This is a genomic window from Algibacter agarivorans (assembly GCF_039543245.1).
Lineage (GTDB): Bacteria > Bacteroidota > Bacteroidia > Flavobacteriales > Flavobacteriaceae > Algibacter_G > Algibacter_G agarivorans.
Map to the genome: position 1 here is coordinate 57,600 of NZ_BAABJJ010000038.1, position 17,416 is coordinate 75,015.

General features: G+C 32.6%; 18 protein-coding genes. 5 read left to right on the forward strand and 13 right to left on the reverse strand.

Annotated elements, in window-relative coordinates; all coding sequences use genetic code 11:
• Positions 1-4 precede the first annotated feature (4 nt).
• From ABD935_RS13590 to ABD935_RS13615, 6 genes are all read right to left on the reverse strand, one after another.
• Positions 5-868, reverse strand: a complete 864-nt coding sequence (locus ABD935_RS13590; RefSeq protein ID WP_345192826.1) for a GIN domain-containing protein — start codon at positions 866-868, stop codon at positions 5-7.
• 150 nt (positions 869-1,018) lie between these two features.
• Positions 1,019-1,747: a head GIN domain-containing protein gene (locus ABD935_RS13595; RefSeq protein WP_345192829.1), complete on the reverse strand. Its 729-nt coding sequence runs from the start codon at positions 1,745-1,747 to the stop codon at positions 1,019-1,021.
• A 130-nt stretch (positions 1,748-1,877) separates the two neighbouring features.
• Positions 1,878-3,674, reverse strand: coding sequence for a PspC domain-containing protein (locus tag ABD935_RS13600; RefSeq protein ID WP_345192831.1), 1,797 nt, complete (start codon positions 3,672-3,674; stop codon positions 1,878-1,880).
• Positions 3,671-4,012, reverse strand: a complete 342-nt coding sequence (locus ABD935_RS13605) for a PadR family transcriptional regulator (protein ID WP_345192833.1) — start codon at positions 4,010-4,012, stop codon at positions 3,671-3,673. Before ABD935_RS13605 ends, ABD935_RS13600 begins: the two co-directional genes overlap by 4 nt.
• 201 nt (positions 4,013-4,213) lie before the next feature.
• A complete protein-coding gene (locus ABD935_RS13610; RefSeq protein ID WP_345192835.1) occupies positions 4,214-4,660 on the reverse strand; it encodes a DUF4870 domain-containing protein in 447 nt (148 codons plus the stop codon).
• Between the two features lie 26 nt (positions 4,661-4,686).
• Positions 4,687-5,052, reverse strand: a complete 366-nt coding sequence (locus tag ABD935_RS13615) for a hypothetical protein (protein WP_345192837.1) — start codon at positions 5,050-5,052, stop codon at positions 4,687-4,689.
• 140 nt (positions 5,053-5,192) lie between these two features.
• Between ABD935_RS13615 and ABD935_RS13620 the strand changes: the two genes are divergently transcribed.
• The 3 genes from ABD935_RS13620 (at position 5,193) to ABD935_RS13630 (ending at position 7,175) form a co-directional block, all read left to right on the forward strand.
• Complete coding sequence (locus tag ABD935_RS13620; protein WP_345192840.1) at positions 5,193-5,648, forward strand: DUF4442 domain-containing protein; 456 nt, start codon at positions 5,193-5,195, stop codon at positions 5,646-5,648.
• A gap of 401 nt (positions 5,649-6,049) precedes the next feature.
• Positions 6,050-6,850 (forward strand): TIGR00266 family protein, encoded by an 801-nt coding sequence (locus ABD935_RS13625; protein WP_345192842.1) that lies wholly within the window; start codon positions 6,050-6,052, stop codon positions 6,848-6,850.
• A 127-nt stretch (positions 6,851-6,977) separates the two neighbouring features.
• The gene (locus ABD935_RS13630; RefSeq protein WP_345192844.1) at positions 6,978-7,175 is read left to right on the forward strand and encodes a hypothetical protein; all 198 of its coding nucleotides are present in this window, start codon (positions 6,978-6,980) and stop codon (positions 7,173-7,175) included.
• A gap of 36 nt (positions 7,176-7,211) precedes the next feature.
• Here ABD935_RS13630 and ABD935_RS13635 read toward each other — a convergent pair whose 3' ends face one another.
• From ABD935_RS13635 to ABD935_RS13660, 6 genes are all read right to left on the reverse strand, one after another.
• Positions 7,212-8,150, reverse strand: a complete 939-nt coding sequence (locus ABD935_RS13635) for a hydrogen peroxide-inducible genes activator (protein ID WP_345192846.1) — start codon at positions 8,148-8,150, stop codon at positions 7,212-7,214.
• 173 nt (positions 8,151-8,323) lie between these two features.
• Complete coding sequence (locus tag ABD935_RS13640; RefSeq protein WP_345192848.1) at positions 8,324-9,655, reverse strand: DUF58 domain-containing protein; 1,332 nt, start codon at positions 9,653-9,655, stop codon at positions 8,324-8,326.
• A gap of 65 nt (positions 9,656-9,720) precedes the next feature.
• Positions 9,721-10,791 (reverse strand): AAA family ATPase, encoded by a 1,071-nt coding sequence (locus tag ABD935_RS13645; RefSeq protein WP_345192850.1) that lies wholly within the window; start codon positions 10,789-10,791, stop codon positions 9,721-9,723.
• Between the two features lie 2 nt (positions 10,792-10,793).
• Positions 10,794-11,999 (reverse strand): DUF4350 domain-containing protein, encoded by a 1,206-nt coding sequence (locus tag ABD935_RS13650; protein ID WP_345192852.1) that lies wholly within the window; start codon positions 11,997-11,999, stop codon positions 10,794-10,796.
• Complete coding sequence (locus tag ABD935_RS13655; protein WP_345192854.1) at positions 11,996-12,682, reverse strand: hypothetical protein; 687 nt, start codon at positions 12,680-12,682, stop codon at positions 11,996-11,998. Before ABD935_RS13655 ends, ABD935_RS13650 begins: the two co-directional genes overlap by 4 nt.
• A 38-nt stretch (positions 12,683-12,720) precedes the next feature.
• Positions 12,721-13,710: a stage II sporulation protein M gene (locus ABD935_RS13660; RefSeq protein WP_345192856.1), complete on the reverse strand. Its 990-nt coding sequence runs from the start codon at positions 13,708-13,710 to the stop codon at positions 12,721-12,723.
• A gap of 188 nt (positions 13,711-13,898) precedes the next feature.
• Here ABD935_RS13660 and ABD935_RS13665 point away from each other — a divergent pair, with 188 nt between their 5' ends.
• A complete protein-coding gene (locus tag ABD935_RS13665; RefSeq protein WP_345192858.1) occupies positions 13,899-14,618 on the forward strand; it encodes an RDD family protein in 720 nt (239 codons plus the stop codon).
• Positions 14,619-14,942: 324 nt separating this feature from the next.
• Positions 14,943-15,545: a trimeric intracellular cation channel family protein gene (locus tag ABD935_RS13670; protein ID WP_345192860.1), complete on the forward strand. Its 603-nt coding sequence runs from the start codon at positions 14,943-14,945 to the stop codon at positions 15,543-15,545.
• A 15-nt stretch (positions 15,546-15,560) separates the two neighbouring features.
• Here the strand turns inward: ABD935_RS13670 and ABD935_RS13675 are convergent, their stop codons facing one another.
• On the reverse strand, positions 15,561-17,324 hold the full coding sequence (locus ABD935_RS13675) for a sulfatase-like hydrolase/transferase (RefSeq protein ID WP_345192862.1): 1,764 nt from the start codon (positions 17,322-17,324) through the stop codon (positions 15,561-15,563).
• Positions 17,325-17,416: the final 92 nt, after the last annotated feature.

A 17,416-nucleotide genomic window follows, 5' to 3' on the forward strand; every position in this document is an offset into this window, starting at 1 on the left:
CCTTCTATGGGTTTTGACGCCCCGAGGTTCTATATTTTACTTTCTTTTGAAGTTTAGATGTATCGGTAAGTTTATTTATAGTGATTATTGGATTTTCATATAAATAAATAGAACTAGACCCAGATGCTTCAATGCTTATGTTTTCCAAAACTTCAAGGTGCGCATCACTATTAATTTCGCAAATAACATGACACGTGTTTAGGGTGAAGTTTTTACCGTTAAATAGAGCGTTATTATCTAAATCTATTGTAGCCTCAATACTTGAGCCTTCTATAATGGCATTGGCGCGCTGATATAATGTTGCTGAAAACTTTGAGGTGTTAATAAGTGCTTCTAGTTTATTGTACCCACTTGTGTTAATAGTGCAATTTTCGCTGGTTAAGTTTAGTTTTACTTTAGATTTATCGTCGCCTTCAAAACTGAAGTTGTCTGATTGAATAGTTAATCCCGCTTTTGAAGAGCCTTTGGTTTTTAATGAAGCGTTTTTTAAATCCATGGTTGTAAGTGAGGTGATTTCTGCATCGTCTGTCGTTTCAATATGTCTAAGAAAATCATCATAGGTGACCTTGATATTCAGTTTCTTTTTAGAAGTGATTTTGGCGGTTTTATTAAATGTTAGAATGCTATCTCTAACTTGAAAGGCTATATACTCATGTAAGTTTTCATCGGTTTCAATTTCTACCGAAGGATTTTTATTAAAGATGATTTCAATTTCAAAATCTTCATCAAGAGCAATCGTATGGTATGAATTTATATTGGTTAGCTGTGTAATAACATTTCTATTTCCTTTTACTTTATCTGTGGTTTGAGCCATGCTGAATGTACTAATTAAAAAACTAAAAAGTAATACTATATGGGAGTTCTTCATTTTTAAAACGGATTAATTGCTAAATGCGTTAATGATGTGACACATGATATAGCATATTAGTCACTAAATATAAAACAATAACCATCCCAAACTTTTAATAAAGTATGGGATGGTTTGAAATAATTAGTTAGCTGTTGGTTGATTCTGTTTTTACTGCTGTCTGATGCTTCCTGAAGAGCTATCACTTTTATCAACTTTTTCTGGGTTTCCATAATATTTAACATCACCACCGCTAGTAGCTCTGGCAGTTAATTCTTTAGAGGTATTCACTGTTATATCTGCACCGCTAGTAGCTTTCACTTCGCTAGATTCTGCCATTAAATCAGCAGCTTTAATATCACTTCCGCTTGTGGCTTCCGCAATGAGTTTAATGGTTTTTCCAGACAATCTTAAATCACTTCCGCTTGTAGACTTGCAATTTAAAGTTGTTGTATTTACATCTAGTTTCATATCGCTACCGCTAGTTGATTTTAAATTTAAGTTTTCAACTGTAATGGTATTTGTTGAATACACATCACTTCCACTTGTAGATATAATACTTGAAATATCTTTAAAACTTACTTTTACTTTTTTTGATGACGCTTTACCAATATTTTGTTTGGTATGAATTTTCAAAACACCATCTTCAACTTCAGTTAAAATAAGGTCGTGTAAATTTTCGTCGGCTTCAACGCTTATACGTTCTATATCACTTTGCGTTAAATACACATCTAAACCTTCCGTAGCTTTTATAGTAGAAAAAGGTTCATTAATAGTTCGCTCTTGGGTAATGACGTTTCCATTACCTCTAACTCCTGAGTTGAGGTTCATATCGAAATTGCATGAAAAAAGCGTTAAGCTTAATACGGTTGCTACAATGATTTTAATTAGTGTTGTCATGATTGTTCGTTTTTTGATTGATACTGAAACAAGTTCAGTACTAATGGTTAAATTATAGTTCAAATATCTTTTAAAACAGTGTTGATTAGTAACTTAAATATCTGAATTGTTGTTTTATGATGATGAGTTGTTAGTTGTCTGATTCAATTTTAACACCGTCTGAATTTATATTTACTTTAATAGCATCAGACTCTGCTTTAATACCGTCTTCATCTATTTTTAAATGGGTGTCATCAGCTTTAATTTCTAAACCATTATCATTAATCTTTATTCCAGATGCGTTTACTTCAATTTTAAAATCTTCATCTTCCTCAATAGGGCAGTCTAAACATTCAGTATCGTCATTCAGTATTTTTAAGTAATGGTTGACTTTATCTCTCGAAACAATATTACCATTATAAGTTCTGTAGTTTAAGTTGTCTTTTGTGCTGTTATTAAAATAAACAACCGAATTTTCAGGTAAATAAAGCACCACATCTACTTTTTGATCACTGAATTTGTTTTCGGGATTTGTGGTTAGATAAGAATCTAATAGTAAGGTATTGTTTTTAAATTCGAAATTATAATCTATGTTTTTAGCACGCTCAATGGCTTTTTCATAATCTCTACCATCGGCTCTTTTTCTTATGCCGATTCTAGCTATGGAATCTGTAGTAGATTTTACTATAATATCAATATTTGATGAATACAAAACTTTATCGCCGCTTTCATTATAGGCAAGTTTAAATCTGTCATGATGGTAATGATCAGAATTAAAATTATCATGACTTACCATTTTAATATTTATGGTGTCGTTTGCTGTAATTGGCATTTCTGTTTTTTCTGTAAAACTTTCTTCAAAAGCATGTTCACTGGCTTGTCTAGCACCAACAATTACTAAGGATATTATGGATATAAGCCACAACCCAAGCAAGGTGAATTTAGCAATATTCCCAATTGATTTCAGGTTGTTAATGAGAATTTTTAAGCCTAAATAGAATAGAAAAAAGAAGGGAATGCCAACTGCAAAAAATGCTAATAATGATACTAACCAAATAGGTGTTTCGCCAGCATTGGCAATCTCAACCAAGTCTAAACCAGGAATGTGCATAATATTGGCTACACCTAATGAAAATAGCCCAATAATTAGCCCGATTATAGCCGCAGCTCCTGTTATAATAAGTATGATGCCTATAAATTTAGCAAACACTTTAAAGAAGAACATGATGATATCTCCAATGGTATCAAAAAAAGTTCTTGACGACGATTTTATTGAGTTACCAGTTTTTTTTACATCTATATTTTTGGCAGCATTTGAAACAGAATCAGATACATTTTTGGCAACATCACCAACAGTTTCAGTTACAGAATCAAACCCGTCCTTGATTTTTTTTTCAATGTTACTAATGTTAACAGGTTCTCCGGTCATCATTATTTTTTCGGCAGTTGTTTTAGCTTCAGGAACTAAAATCCAAAGTAAAATATAAAGTAAAATACCAGTACCTGCACCAAAAATTAAAAGAATCCAAGCTAGACGAATCCAAATGGCGTCAATACCAAAATAATGTGCCAATCCAGATGATACCCCACCAATGTATGAGTTGTCTGTATCTCTAAATAACTTTCTAGATGGAGCTGCTTTTTTACTATAAGAAGTATGCGGGTCATCTTCAAAAATCTCGTCATCTACCAAGTAGTCTTCTGGTTGCCCCATGATTGAGATCACTTCATCTACCTCTTTAATTCTTATAACTTGCTTATCGTTTTGCACACGCTCATTAAAAAGTTCGGCAATACGAGCTTCTATATCCGCTATAATTTCAGAACGCCCTTGAGAGTCTGTAAATGAACGTTTTATAGCCTCAAGATAGCGCTGTAATTTTAAGTACGCATCTTCATCTATATGAAAAAATATACCTGCTAAATTTATGTTGACTGTCTTATTCATTTCTTTGTTGTTTTTTGGCTTGTTACTATAGTTACTGCATGGTGTAATTCACTCCAAGTGGTGTTCAACTCTTTTAAAAACAGTTTTCCCGTTTCCGTTAAACCATAATATTTTCTTGGAGGTCCAGAGGTCGATTCTTCCCATCTGTAATTTAAAAGTCCTGCGTTTTTAAGTCGTGTAAGTAGTGGGTAAATTGTCCCTTCTACCACCAGCAACTTCGCATCTTTCAAGGTGCCCAGAATTTCTGCAACATACGCATCTTCGTCTTTTAAGACTGAGAGTATGCAGAATTCCAATACGCCTTTACGCATTTGTGCTTTTGTGTTTTCTATCTTCATAGTGTCATTCGTTTAATGTTGTGAAACTGTTCGTTTTCATGTGCTGAATTTATTTCAGTATTGATTGATTTGATGATTGTTATTATTGATGAAATTTTAGTTCTAATTTATATTTTGGGCGTTACCACAAGGGTCGGGCTTTCCTCTGCAATCCCTAACGCGGACATATCTGCTATCTATTAGGCTATCATAAATACTGGGTCATTTTAAAAAATTAATGGTAAACGGATATTTATAAACCTGCCCATCTCTAGCTTTCAAACTAGCTACAACTATTAAAGCCAATTCAATAATAAATCCAATAACAGCTAAAACACCTAGAGCGCCACCTATATAAAGTAGAGGAGAAGGCTTCCCTATATTAATATGGAAACTTTCAAACCCATGAAAATCTATAAAGTCAATACCGTTAAAAATCTTAAAAACAAAAAACGGAATAGTCAATGTGCCTAAGATTACTGCATATAGAAAAACACTAATTTGAAAATTTATAGCCTGCTTTCCATGAGTATCTATAAATTCCGATTTCTCTTTATTGGCACTCCATAAAATAATAGGGCCAATAAAATTTCCGAACGGAATAAAAAACCTACTAAAAGTTGATAAATGAATAAATGTCGCGATGTTTTTTTGATGATTATCTAACATGATTTTGATGATTGATGTTAATTTTGTTAGTACATTTTAAAAGAATCAGGTTTTGTGCTTTCTTCTTCTAAATCACTGTAGTCGTTTATAAATATTAATTCACCTGTTTCTATTTCAGTTTCATTTCCTCTTAGTTTTAAAGCTAATTGTCCCATTTGTAGTGCTATCTTTTGTTTCTCTTTTTTACTATAATCTTTGAATTTTGAATTTTTTAACAAAATGGTTAAAGTCTCATCATTAACGATTTCGATTTTAATTTCTTTTAAATTATAGTTCTTTGTAATTTCATCTCTCAAATGGGTTATGTACTTTGTTTCATCTTTAGTGTTTGAACAATTGTATATAGAGATTAAGATTAAGAAGATACCAATAAACGCTTTTTTATTTATCATTTTTAAATCATATAATAGTTTCTTATACAAAGATAAGTCTAAAAGAAGGTACTTTGTTACGCACAGTACTAAAAATTAACATAAGTTTAACATTTACAAATGTGAAATTATTTCATAACTTAGTAGAAAAATAATAGTTTATGCTAATGACTCCCAGTAAAGTAAATGCATTTAATATGTTTAAATTACCCTCGGCTTATTTATGTGGGGTAAGAGCAAAATATATAGATAACGAAAAATGTATAGTAACAGTAAAACATAAATGGATTAATCAAAACCCTTTTAAATCTATGTATTGGGTTGTCCAAGGAATGGCTGCAGAATTATCTACAGGAGCATTATTGGTTGCTAAAACAAAAGCGTCTGATAAAGCTATTTCCATGTTAGTAGCCTCAAATAATTCGACATTTACAAAGAAGGCAACAGGTAAAATCACCTTCATATGTAATGAAGGTAAAGTAATAGATGAAGCTATAAAAAAAGCTCTTGAAACTGGTGAAGGTCAAACGTTCTGGATGCAATCTATTGGTACGAATGAAGAAGGTGTAGAAGTTTCAACTTTTAATTTTGAATGGAGTGTTAAAGTAAAACTGTAGGCTGTTTGCAGCAAGCAGTATTCAGTCTCAGTCACAGTATTCAGTTGTTCACGTTAAAGATCAAGATATTTAGTTTCATAGGAAAGGAACGCTGTATATTATAGTTACCAGTTAGTCGCTCTGCAAAGTCTCCCGACTTTGAAGAACATTAACAAACAAATAACGAATAAGAAATAATTAATTAAAAGAATAAGAAGTATAGAGAATAATAATATAGCTCAAAGTCGGGAGGCTTTGCGCAGCTGGTGCATTTAATAACGAAGTCTTTATTATGCGAAATTTAGAAATGTTTATCTTTAATTTTTGATAGGGCAACAAAGTTAAGAGTTGATTTTGTAACAAAACTATAAACAAGTCAACATATAAACAATTAAACCTTTAAACGAATAAACCTTTTCAATATGACATCACACGAAATAGACTATCGCATCTACGGCGAAGAAATGCAATACGTAGAGATTGAACTCGACCCCCAAGAAGGCGTTGTAGCCGAAGCAGGAAGTTTCATGATGATGGACGATGGTATTAAAATGGAAACCATTTTTGGAGACGGTTCTCAAAAAGATTCGGGCTTTTTAGGCAAAATATTAGGCGCAGGCAAACGAATCCTTACAGGGGAAAGTTTGTTTATGACGGCCTTTTACAACAACCTAACAGGAAAGCGTAATGTATCATTTGCTTCCCCATATCCAGGGAAAATTATCCCAATAGATTTAACACGCTTTGGAGGCAAGTTTATCTGTCAGAAAGATGCATTCCTTTGTGCGGCAAAAGGTGTAAGCGTAGGTATTGAGTTTTCTAAAAAATTAGGAAGAGGCTTATTTGGAGGCGAAGGGTTTATCATGCAAAAACTAGAAGGTGATGGTATGGCATTTGTGCACGCAGGAGGCACCATGGCTATGAAAGAACTCAAAGCAGGAGAAACTTTAAGAGTAGATACTGGATGTATCGTAGGTTTCGATCAATCTGTGGATTATGATATAGAATTTGTTGGAGGCATTAAAAACACTGTTTTTGGAGGCGAAGGTTTATTCTTTGCTAAACTTCAGGGACCTGGAACGGTTTATATACAATCTTTACCTTTTAGCAGACTTGCTGGTCGTGTTCTAGCATCCGATCCAAGAGGCGGTGGAAAGAGTAAAGGAGAAGGCAGTATTCTTGGTGGTTTAGGCGATTTATTGGATGGCGATAATAGATTTTAAATGTTAATTTCAACTAAAAACATAAAAGTTGGGCAATTTTTCACTAATTTTAGTGTTCAATAAAGTGATATTAATAGCCTATTAAATCTGAAATTTATTTTCAAACCTAAAAAACCTTAACATAATTATGGCTAGAGCAATGCTAGAGTACACAAAAACTATACTTAACAAAGTTAGTTTTGATACCACGTTGTTTTGCAAAGAAGTACAAAAGGCGTTAACACGTTTATTACCTTATGAGATTGAAGAGCTTAAAATTTTTATTCAGTCTTTAGTACGGCAAAACCCTGATTTAAATCAATGTTTAATTTATTTGAAAGCATAATTAAAAGCGACCTTAAGGTCGCTTTTTTAATATTTATTATTTAGGTAGCGGGCTTATGATTTTTACATTCTGAAAAGCAATAGCACCTCTTATAATTCCAGAAATAGTATCTTGTAAAGCTTCAATTATTTGCATTTTTAATTCACTTTTATGATAAATGATACTAACTTCTCTTGCTGGAGAGGGTGCATTAAAATAATGCAAATTTTCTTTTTCTTTATCATTAACATCTAAGGTATGTAAGTAGGGTAGCAATGTCATGCCTAAACCTTCATTAGATAATTTTATTAGTGTTTCAATACTTCCGCTTTCTAATTGAAATTGGTCATCAGAATGACTTTTAAAAGCTTTACATAAATTAATGACGCCATCACGAAAACAATGTCCGTCTTCTAGTAAAAGCATATCGTTGATATCTAAATCTGAAACGTCTATTTTTTTGTTTGCATGTAGTCTATGTCCTTTGGGAATATAGCCTACAAAAGGCTCAAAATAAAGAACACGTTCTTTAATACTATCATCTTCTAAAGGTGTGGCGGCTATAGCAGCATCTAAATGTCCATCTTTAATTCTAGTAATTATTTCTTCTGTAGTTAACTCCTCAATTTTTAGTTTAATTTTAGGGTGTTTTTTAATGAAGTTTTTCAAAAACATAGGGAGTAACGTTGGCATAACCGTTGGTATGATTCCTAATTTGAATTCGCCACCAATAAAGCCTTTTTGCTGGTCTACAATATCTTGGATTCTATAGGATTCGTTTACAATATTTCTGGCTTGTGTTACAATTTTTCTACCAATATCGGTAAGTTCAATAGGTTTTTTGCTTCTATCAAAAATTAAAACATCTAGTTGGTCTTCAAGTTTCTGTATCTGCATACTTAATGTAGGTTGTGTAACAAAACATTTTTCGGCAGCTTTAGTGAAGTTCTGGTTTTCGGCAACAGCCAAAACATAATATAATTGGGTAATTGTCATGATAATTATTTAGAACGCTAAAGTATAAAAACTATCAATAAAATTTATGGATATAATTGTTAATTATAGATTAAACTTTTAGTAGAGTTAAAATAAAAATACCCTGAAAAATATTCGACTTCAATTGAAAGTCGGTTTTGATTCAGCTATTTCAAGATTCGACGGACAAAAAACTAAAGCAACCCTCGAGCTTTTATTTCAAGATATTTATTAATGGTATCTATGGTCAAGTTCTCTGGGGTTGCGAGAATAGAATAGATACCGTATTTTTTTAATTCGTTAACGATGAGACGTTTTTCAAAAGCAAATTTTTCAGCAATCACTTTATCGTAAACTTGTTGAACGGTTTCTGCCTTGTTTTTAATTAAATCATTTAACTCGATATTTTTAAAGAAAATAACAACTAATAAATGACTTTTGGAAATGGCTTTTAAGTAAGGCAGTTGTCTTTCTAGGCCATCTAAAGTTTCAAAGTTTGTGTACAATAAAATAAGACTTCTCTGGGTAATATGTCTTTTGATGCTTCCGTATAACCTACTAAAATCACTTTCAAAAAAATCTGTTTTAACTTTGTAAAGTGATTCTAAAATGAGTTGCATTTGAGAACTTCGCCGCTCAGCAACTACGACGTTTTCAATCCGTTTTGAAAAAGAAAGCATACCTGCTTTATCATGCTTTTTTAATACTACATTGCTAATAACAAGTGTTGCATTAATAGCATAATCTAAGAGGCTTAAACCCTCAAAAGGCATTTTCATAATGCGCCCTTTGTCAATAATGGAATACACAGGTTGTGATTTTTCATCTTGAAACTGATTCACCATCAATTGGTTTTTCTTGGCCGTAGCTTTCCAATTGATAGTACGTAAATCATCACCTAAAACATAGTCTTTTATTTTTTCAAATTCCATGGAATGCCCAAGGCGACGCACTTTTTTTAGTCCGTATTCCAATGAATTCTGATTAATATTTAAAAGTTCAAACTTCTTCAATTGTTTAAAACTTGGATACGTTGGTACCATGGCACCTTCATCAAAAGTAAACCGTTTTGCAACGATATTTAAGATAGAAGAAGCGTAAATGTTAAGGCTTCCAAAATAATATTCACCGCGTTCGGTAGGGTTTAAATGATATTGAACAGTCTTAGGTTTTCTAGATGGAATGGTGTCTTTTAGTTTGAAATCCCTAACCTGGAATTGTTCCGGTATTTCATCAATTATTTCAAGATGAATTGAAATAGGGTAGTTGTTGTTAATGTTTAGTTTTATTAAGTTTTTATCGCCATTTGAAAATTTATCTGGTAGAATTCTTGTGGCTTCAATGTTATTTTTCCCAATGAAAATAATAAGGAGGTCTAAAAGGAATAGTAGTATTAAAACTAAAATAGAAAGTTGTGCAATATTAAATAAAACAGGAATGAAATAACTTAATGCAAACAAAACCACAATACCAATACCGGCATAGAAAAACCTGGGCTGTATGTAGAATGGTTTAAAGAATTTCAAATTTTGTTAGTTGTTTTGTGATGATGAGTATGACTGAAAACTGTGACTTTGACTTAACACTCTTTTCAACGCGGTATCTCAACAGTTTCAATAATTTGCTTAATGATTTGTTTGCTAGTTATACCTTCCATTTCGCGTTCTGGGGTTACAATAACTCGGTGTTGTAGTACAGGTATTGCAACGTGCTTTATATCTTCTGGTGTTACAAAATCGCGACCTGCCATAGCAGCAAAAGCTTTGCTCGATTTTAAAATAGCAATAGATGCTCTTGGCGATGCGCCTAGATATAAAAATGGGTTACTTCGGGTCGCTACAATAAGTTGCGCAATGTATTTAAGCAAATGTTCTTCAACTAATACTTGCGCTACTAAATCTTGATATTCTGAGATTTTTTTGGCGGTTAAAAAAGATGGTATTACATCTGTTTTTACTTTTTCTTTGAGTTGATGCTCTCTAGAAATTATTTCTATTTCTTCCTCTAAATTAGGGTAATCCACATTTATTTTAAATAGAAATCTATCCAATTGTGCTTCTGGTAAACGATATGTCCCTTCTTGTTCAATAGGATTTTGTGTTGCTAAAACCATAAAAGGCAAACCTAGTTTGAATGTATTACCATCAATGGTTATTTGTTGTTCTTCCATGACTTCAAACAGAGCCGCTTGTGTTTTGGCGGGTGCTCTATTAATTTCATCAATAAGAATCATGTTGGAGAAAATAGGGCCCTTTTTAAATTCAAATTCCGAATCTTTAAGATTAAAAACAGAAGTCCCTAAAATATCACTCGGCATTAAATCTGGTGTGAATTGAATTCTACTAAAACCCACACTTAAAGATTTAGCTAAAAGTTTAGCGGTAATGGTTTTTGCCACTCCTGGAACACCTTCAATAAGCGAATGTCCTTTAGCTAAAAGCGAAGCAATTAGCATATCCACCATATCTTTTTGTCCAACTATGACTTTACCAACTTCTTGTTTTATTTTTTCAACACTTTGTTGAAGTTCAGATAAATCCAATCGGTTTTGAAATTTCAAATCATTGGTGTCTTCCAAAACGCTATCATCAATGGATGATACAACGTTTTCTGATTTTGGTAGAAAATCCTGATGATCTTGGGGTTCTTTATTTTCGTCCATAATTATTTGTTATAAAATGCTTCTATATGTCTGTTTAGTTTTATTAAGTTTTCTTCAAAAAACTCATTTTTAGATCGTAACCAATTTATATAATCGATTAGTTTTTTTACGTCTTCTTTTTTCTTTCCCGTTTTTGTAGCAAGCTTTTCAGTAAATACTTCATTTAATACTGAAGTGTCTAAATTAAAGTCGGTTCGTATTTTTTCTAAAAAGTACGTTATTTTTTTATCTATTAAATTCTTGTGGTCTTGAGTATCAAAATATAAGTTAGATACCGTTTTTACAAAAGCTACGGTGGTATTTTGTAAAGGTTTTATAATTCTTATAACGCGCTGTTTTCGCTTTGCGTTAAAAATCATAAATAAGATTCCAAAAATAATAGCGGTGTACCATGCCCATCTAAAAGACAATTGCTCTAAAAACCAACTGAGATTAGATTCTTTTTCCACATCGCCATCGTAACCCGATTGTATTTTGGTATACGAATCAAAATACACATCGGTTTCAGGTAAATGGGAAAGAATGCCTTCAACGTATTTATATCTATTTTCCTTTAAAAGGTTATAGTTAGTGAAGACTTTTGGTTCTAAATGCAGGTAAATTTGACCTTTTCCAAAAGGGATTTCAATAAAATTAACATGTTTGTAATCAATTTTTGAATAACCTAAAACATTATAATTTATGCTGTCGAAACTGGCAAAAAACATATCACCTTCATTTTTATCAATAATAATATCTTCTAAATTGAAATGTTTTAATGATTGATAGGATATGCTATCTTTTTCATTTGCAATATAATCCGTATCAATATTTAACGTATCATGGATTTTTTGAGGGAAATTATAATCTGAAATGAATAAAGTATTTCCCGTATCTGCAAAATTTAATAATTCATCTACCGAATCATCTTCTAAATAATCAGAATTACCAATAATAATATAAGTCCCTTTGGCTACATGCTCACCGTAACCATCTTCAGAATTTGCTCCTAGATAACTAGCTGGTTGATGATAAACGGTTCTTACCTTGTGGTTTTTAAACAGGTTTGGCAATTCCTTGTATAAGATGCTTACGCCATAAGGTTTGTTGCTTTTTTCATCAAAAGACTCCTCCCAGTCTACTGTTTTGGTGCGTTTTATGCCAATAGCAACAGCTGCTGTAACAATTAATGCTACAATAATGATGAATACAGGTGCAACTTTCTTCATTGTTTTACCTGTTTTAAAAGGGTTAAAAAATGATGCTTTGCTTTGTTGTATTTGTCAATATTTACAGGAAACTCCCCATACCAAATGTAATTGTATAAGTAGGACGTATATGCAAATTCAGTGCTGAATGGTTTTCCGTTTATTTCATTTAAATACTCGTTGTTGGTTTTGTCGTCCTCAAATTTGATATGGTTTTTTAGGCTTAATGTTTTTAAAACAAGAAGATAATAATACCTAATGGCCAATCTGTAATTGTTGTCTTTTTCAGCATTTTTTATTAGGGAATGAATATCTGCGTTTTCAATATTCTGGGCTGTTATATCTTCATAAGTAGTAATGGGTTTATTTTTATTATGAGAGAATAAACCCGTGCCACCTTCATTGAGTAATATGTAAACTAAATAAAACACAGCAATGGCAAGAGCTAGATGAAATAGCCAGCTAAAAGGTCCTAAGTCTATAGTGAGATTATCAGAATTGTTACCTTCTTTTCGCCGGTCTTTAGCTTTTTTATAATCTTCATAATTACCCGAGCCTGTTGGAGTTTGAGTGACTATGCCTTTACCTTCGTAGTTGTACTTGTTACTGGAGTAGCGTTCTTTAAAATTTTCGTCAAATTGTCTTATTTGCTCAGGTTCTTGTAATGTGTTTATGCCAGAGGAAGTCTGATAATTGCAAACCATCAAAAGTAAAAAATAACATATATGTAGTCTGGTAATTTTCAAATATTCGACGGACTTAAAATTGGGGTTTTTGTGATGTCTTTCTGAACTTTAAAAGGGTAAATTAAATAATAGTAACTAATAATACTAAGCGTAATTAAAATGATACCAACCGATAACCAATGCGGCATAATGTTGGAGTATCGCGTAACAAATCCTTCTAGAAACCCTGCAAAAAAGGTAAACGGAAAGGTGCTGATTAAAATTTTAATGCCCGTTTTGGCACCTATTTTAAATGAGGTATATCTGGAATGTGTAGCTGGAAATAAAATACTAGCCCCTAAAATTAATCCAGCAGCAGCTTCAATGACTATAGCAAATATTTCCATGGAACCATGAATCCAAATACCACGAACACTTTCCCAGAACACCCCTTTTTCATAAAAAAAATATTGGAAGGAACCCAGCATAATACAGTTTTTAAACATGATGTAAAGTGTCCCAATACCTAAAAAAACACCTAATACAAAAGCGATTATCCCAACTTTTAGGTTATTAATTGTAATGCCAATAAAACTGCCCCAATTACTACCGCTTTTATAGACGGCAACAGGGTCTCCAGCTTCAATATTCTCTAAAGACATGTTTACGTAATTATCGCCAAGCACCGAGCGTACAAACTCACCATCGTTAGCAGCAGAAATAGCACCAATAAAAGTAAACGCAAAAAAGATGATAAAAGCTATGTAAATATATTTTCGGTAGTTATAGCAAATTAAAGGGACTTCGGTTTTCCAAAACGCTAGAATCCTATTAGTATCCTCTCGTTTTGTTTTGTATATTTTTTGATACGCATTAGCAGCCAACTGATTTAAATACGCAATAATCTTACTTTTAGGATAGTAGGTTTGTGCGTAGGCTAAATCGTTAATTAAATGGATGTATTGTGAAGCAAGTTTGTCAGGGTCTTCAAAATCATTATCAATGACTGCTTTTTCAAAACTCAACCATTTTTCTTTATTTTGCTTGATAAATGCAACTTCCCTCATTGAACTCGTTTAAACTCTTTAAATTTGCTAAAAAATTGTCCTTTTGCATCCGATTTTTGTCTTTTTCACGTTCCGTAACGATGCTATGCAACTCTAAAAAGTCTTCAACTGGTTGCGAAAATGATTAATTTTCGCCTAAATCCAAAAAGATTAAATGAGTTCTTATATTTGATAAATTAATATATAAAATGTCAGAGTTACAAATTAACACGACCCAAAATGTGAAAATAGCGTTTAATGCAGCAGGGGCAGGAGAGCGTTTATTGGCGTTTTTAATAGATATGGCTATTAAAATTGGTTATATGCTGGTTTTAAATTGGACTTTTGGAGCGTTTGATAATATGGACCAGTGGTCTCAAATCGGCATCAATACCGTTTTAAGTTTCCCTGTTATGTTTTATACTTTGGCTCTAGAATCTTTTTTACAAGGACAGACTATAGGCAAGCGCGTTATGAAAATTAGAGTCGTTAAAATTGAAGGTTACCAAGCGTTTTTTTCTGATTATGCGGTGCGATGGTTTTTTAGAATTGTGGATATTTATATTTTAGGCTTAGGTTTTTTTGTGATGCTATTTAATAACAAAACCCAACGCTTGGGTGATATGGCAGCAGGAACCGCAGTAATAGGTTTAAAGGAGTCTGTGAAAATTAGCCATACTATTTTAGAAAATTTAAGAGATGATTATAAGCCAACATATCCAAATGTGATTAAATTATCTGACAATGATGCTAGAATTATAAAGGATACTTTTAGCACGGCAAGAACCTCAAAAGATTATCAAACACTTATTAAATTAAGAACCAAAATTATTGAAGTTGTCGGTATAAAGGATGTGAAACAAAAAAGCGATATGGAGTTTATTGAAGTTATTTTAAAGGATTATAATTTTTATACCCAAGATATGTGAGTAGAGAGCCAATTTTTATTTTTATAAAAATTGTGCGAATCACTCACCCCGAGCATAGTCTCGGGGTCTTTTGAGTGAAAATAGGGAATTTATGAAATGAGTTTATTCTAATTTTTTGGCGTTACCTAAAGGTCGGGCTTTACGCTATATCTTTTTAAATCGTCATAGCGAGGCGTGTGCGACGTGGCTATCTGTTTATTATTTACTTGAGCTAATTTAGTTCTGGTCAATTTTAAAAAGGATGCCGCTGCAATCCCTAACGCAATGAGTAGCTATTAAGAATAAAAGTAACTAACAATAATGTTTTAACAGAATTAAGAAACCATGTTCTACACCATAGATATTTTAGGAACCATTGCTTTTGCTATTTCTGGCGTATTAGTTGCTATTAATAAAAAAATGGATGTATTCGGAATCCTAATCATTGCATTTGTTACGGCAGTAGGAGGAGGGACGTTACGCGATTTAATGATTGGAGATACACCTGTAAGTTGGATGAAAGACATCACATATACATATGTGATTTTAGCCTCAGCAGTATTTGCTATCATTTTCAGAAGCAAGATTAATTATTTAAGAACCTCGTTGTTTTTGTTTGATACCATAGGTATTGGTTTATATACTTTAGTGGGCATTGAAAGAGGTATCCAAGCAGAGTTACATCCTATTATTTGTATTGCACTCGGAACTATAACTGCCAGTTTTGGAGGCGTTATTCGAGATGTGTTGTGTAATGAAATCCCCGTTATTTTTAGAAAAGAAATTTATGCCACCGCCTGTATACTTGGTGGAATCACATACTTTTTGTTAAGTGAAATTCCAATCCAAGATAATATTGTTTTTATAATCGCAGGGATTGTTGTTATTGTAACAAGGTTATTAGCAGTGAAGTTTAAAATAGCTTTACCCTTAATTTACAAAACATGATGCTGTTTCAATTCTCTATTCAACACTAATTTCAACCATATCCTGAATACCATCTGTTTTAAATGTAACAGGTGTATTTGCAGATTGCGGATAGGCATCATCCCAAGAATATATTTTAATTTTTACTGAGCCAACTTTATGAGCAGTGAGTAATCCAAATTTGTCCACTGTTGCTATTTCTGGGTTTTCAGAATGCCAAATCACATTGTTTCTAGTAGCGTTATTTGGAGTGATGACATGATTAAGTTGTAATGTTTCTCCAGTTTTTAAAGTGTTTTTGGAAGCCTTTATTTTTAAACTTTCAACATCTACATAATTGTTCTTTTCAATTTCTTTTTTCAAAAATAAATAAGCACTTCTCTGTTCTTTGTTAAGATTATTTAGTTTTAAACCGCTATAAAGTTTTATTCCAAACCCGCGTTTTTCATAATGGTCTCCATTAAGTTCCAATGGGTCAATTCTTAAATCAAAAAACCTGCCTTCTGGAAATTCTTTGGTAGGTGAGTAATATTTAAAATCTTTATTGAATGCGAATTTCAGTAATTTTGATTCGTCAGTATAGTTGTTATTTGCGTTGTACCATGTATAAATGACATCACGGTGTTTTTGTTTGCCCGTTTTTATTTCATTCCAAAAACTAATCCCATCAATATCTTGTTGTCTTGGGATTTCAATATTTGTTGCGTCACAAATAGTAGGAAATATATCTGTAAGATTTACTAAGCCGTCGTATGTTGCGTGTTGTGGAAACTCTCTGGGTGCATAAAAAATGAGTGGTACATGTGTCCCGTTATCCGAAGTGCCTCCTTTTCTTGCAGGATAGGTGTCGCCATTTGGGAATACGTGAGTAAATGCTTCTTTGGTACCGTTATCTCCCATAATCACTACCAAAGTATTATTACTCAAATTATGTTCCTCTAATTTATCTATAACTTTCCCAATAAGTTTATCTGTATATGCTATCATATCTGGAAAATAAGTCTGGTCATCACCTGTGTGTCCATTTCGATTGTTATTAGCTTCATCAAAATTGTCGAAAATACTATTTGGCTTTGTGTCTGGAGTGGGTTTATGGTCATCGTGCACCAATAACATGGGGTAGTATAGAAAAAATGGCTTGTCTTTATTTTTATCAATAAAGTTTAAAGCATCTCGGTTACAAATATCGGGTCCGTACCAACGTCTGTTAGTTTCTGGGTCTAAATCGGTTCTGCCCTCATAATTCATTATTTTTCCATTTTTCACCAAATTAGGATTGATAAATCGTTGCCCTTCTGTAATAACATCAAAGCAGGTAAACTCGTCCCAACCAAACTCAAAAATATAATCCTTTCCTGGGATTTCCTTTGTGCCTCTAGTTTGTTTCCATTTGCCAAACATGCCAGTTGCGTAGCCGTTATTTTTAAATACATCTCCAAACGTAATATCTGATGCATGTTGGGATTTGCACCGTAAATAATTTCTAGAGTTGTGTTTGCCTGACATTAAAGCAATACGGGTAGCTTCGCATAACGGGTAAGCATGTGCATTGTTAAACATGACACCTTCATTGGCAAGCCTATCCATTTCTGGTGTTTCAAATGTTACGTTTTCAAATAAACCACTGTTAGAAGTTAATTTATTTGCACCATAAGCTGTAACTCCTAAATAACTTAAATCGTCAATTAAAATAAATACTACATTTTGTTTTTGCTTGGTTTTTGGAGTAGTTGATTGTGGTTTGCATTTGCTATATATTAGTAAACAACTTAATAATAATGCCAATTTTGAAATAGTCATATTTGTTATACCTAAGTTTCATTTCTCATTGAAAAACCACCGTCTTTGACGGTGGTCATGTTTTAAAGGCTCTGCCATTTTTTAGCTTTGCC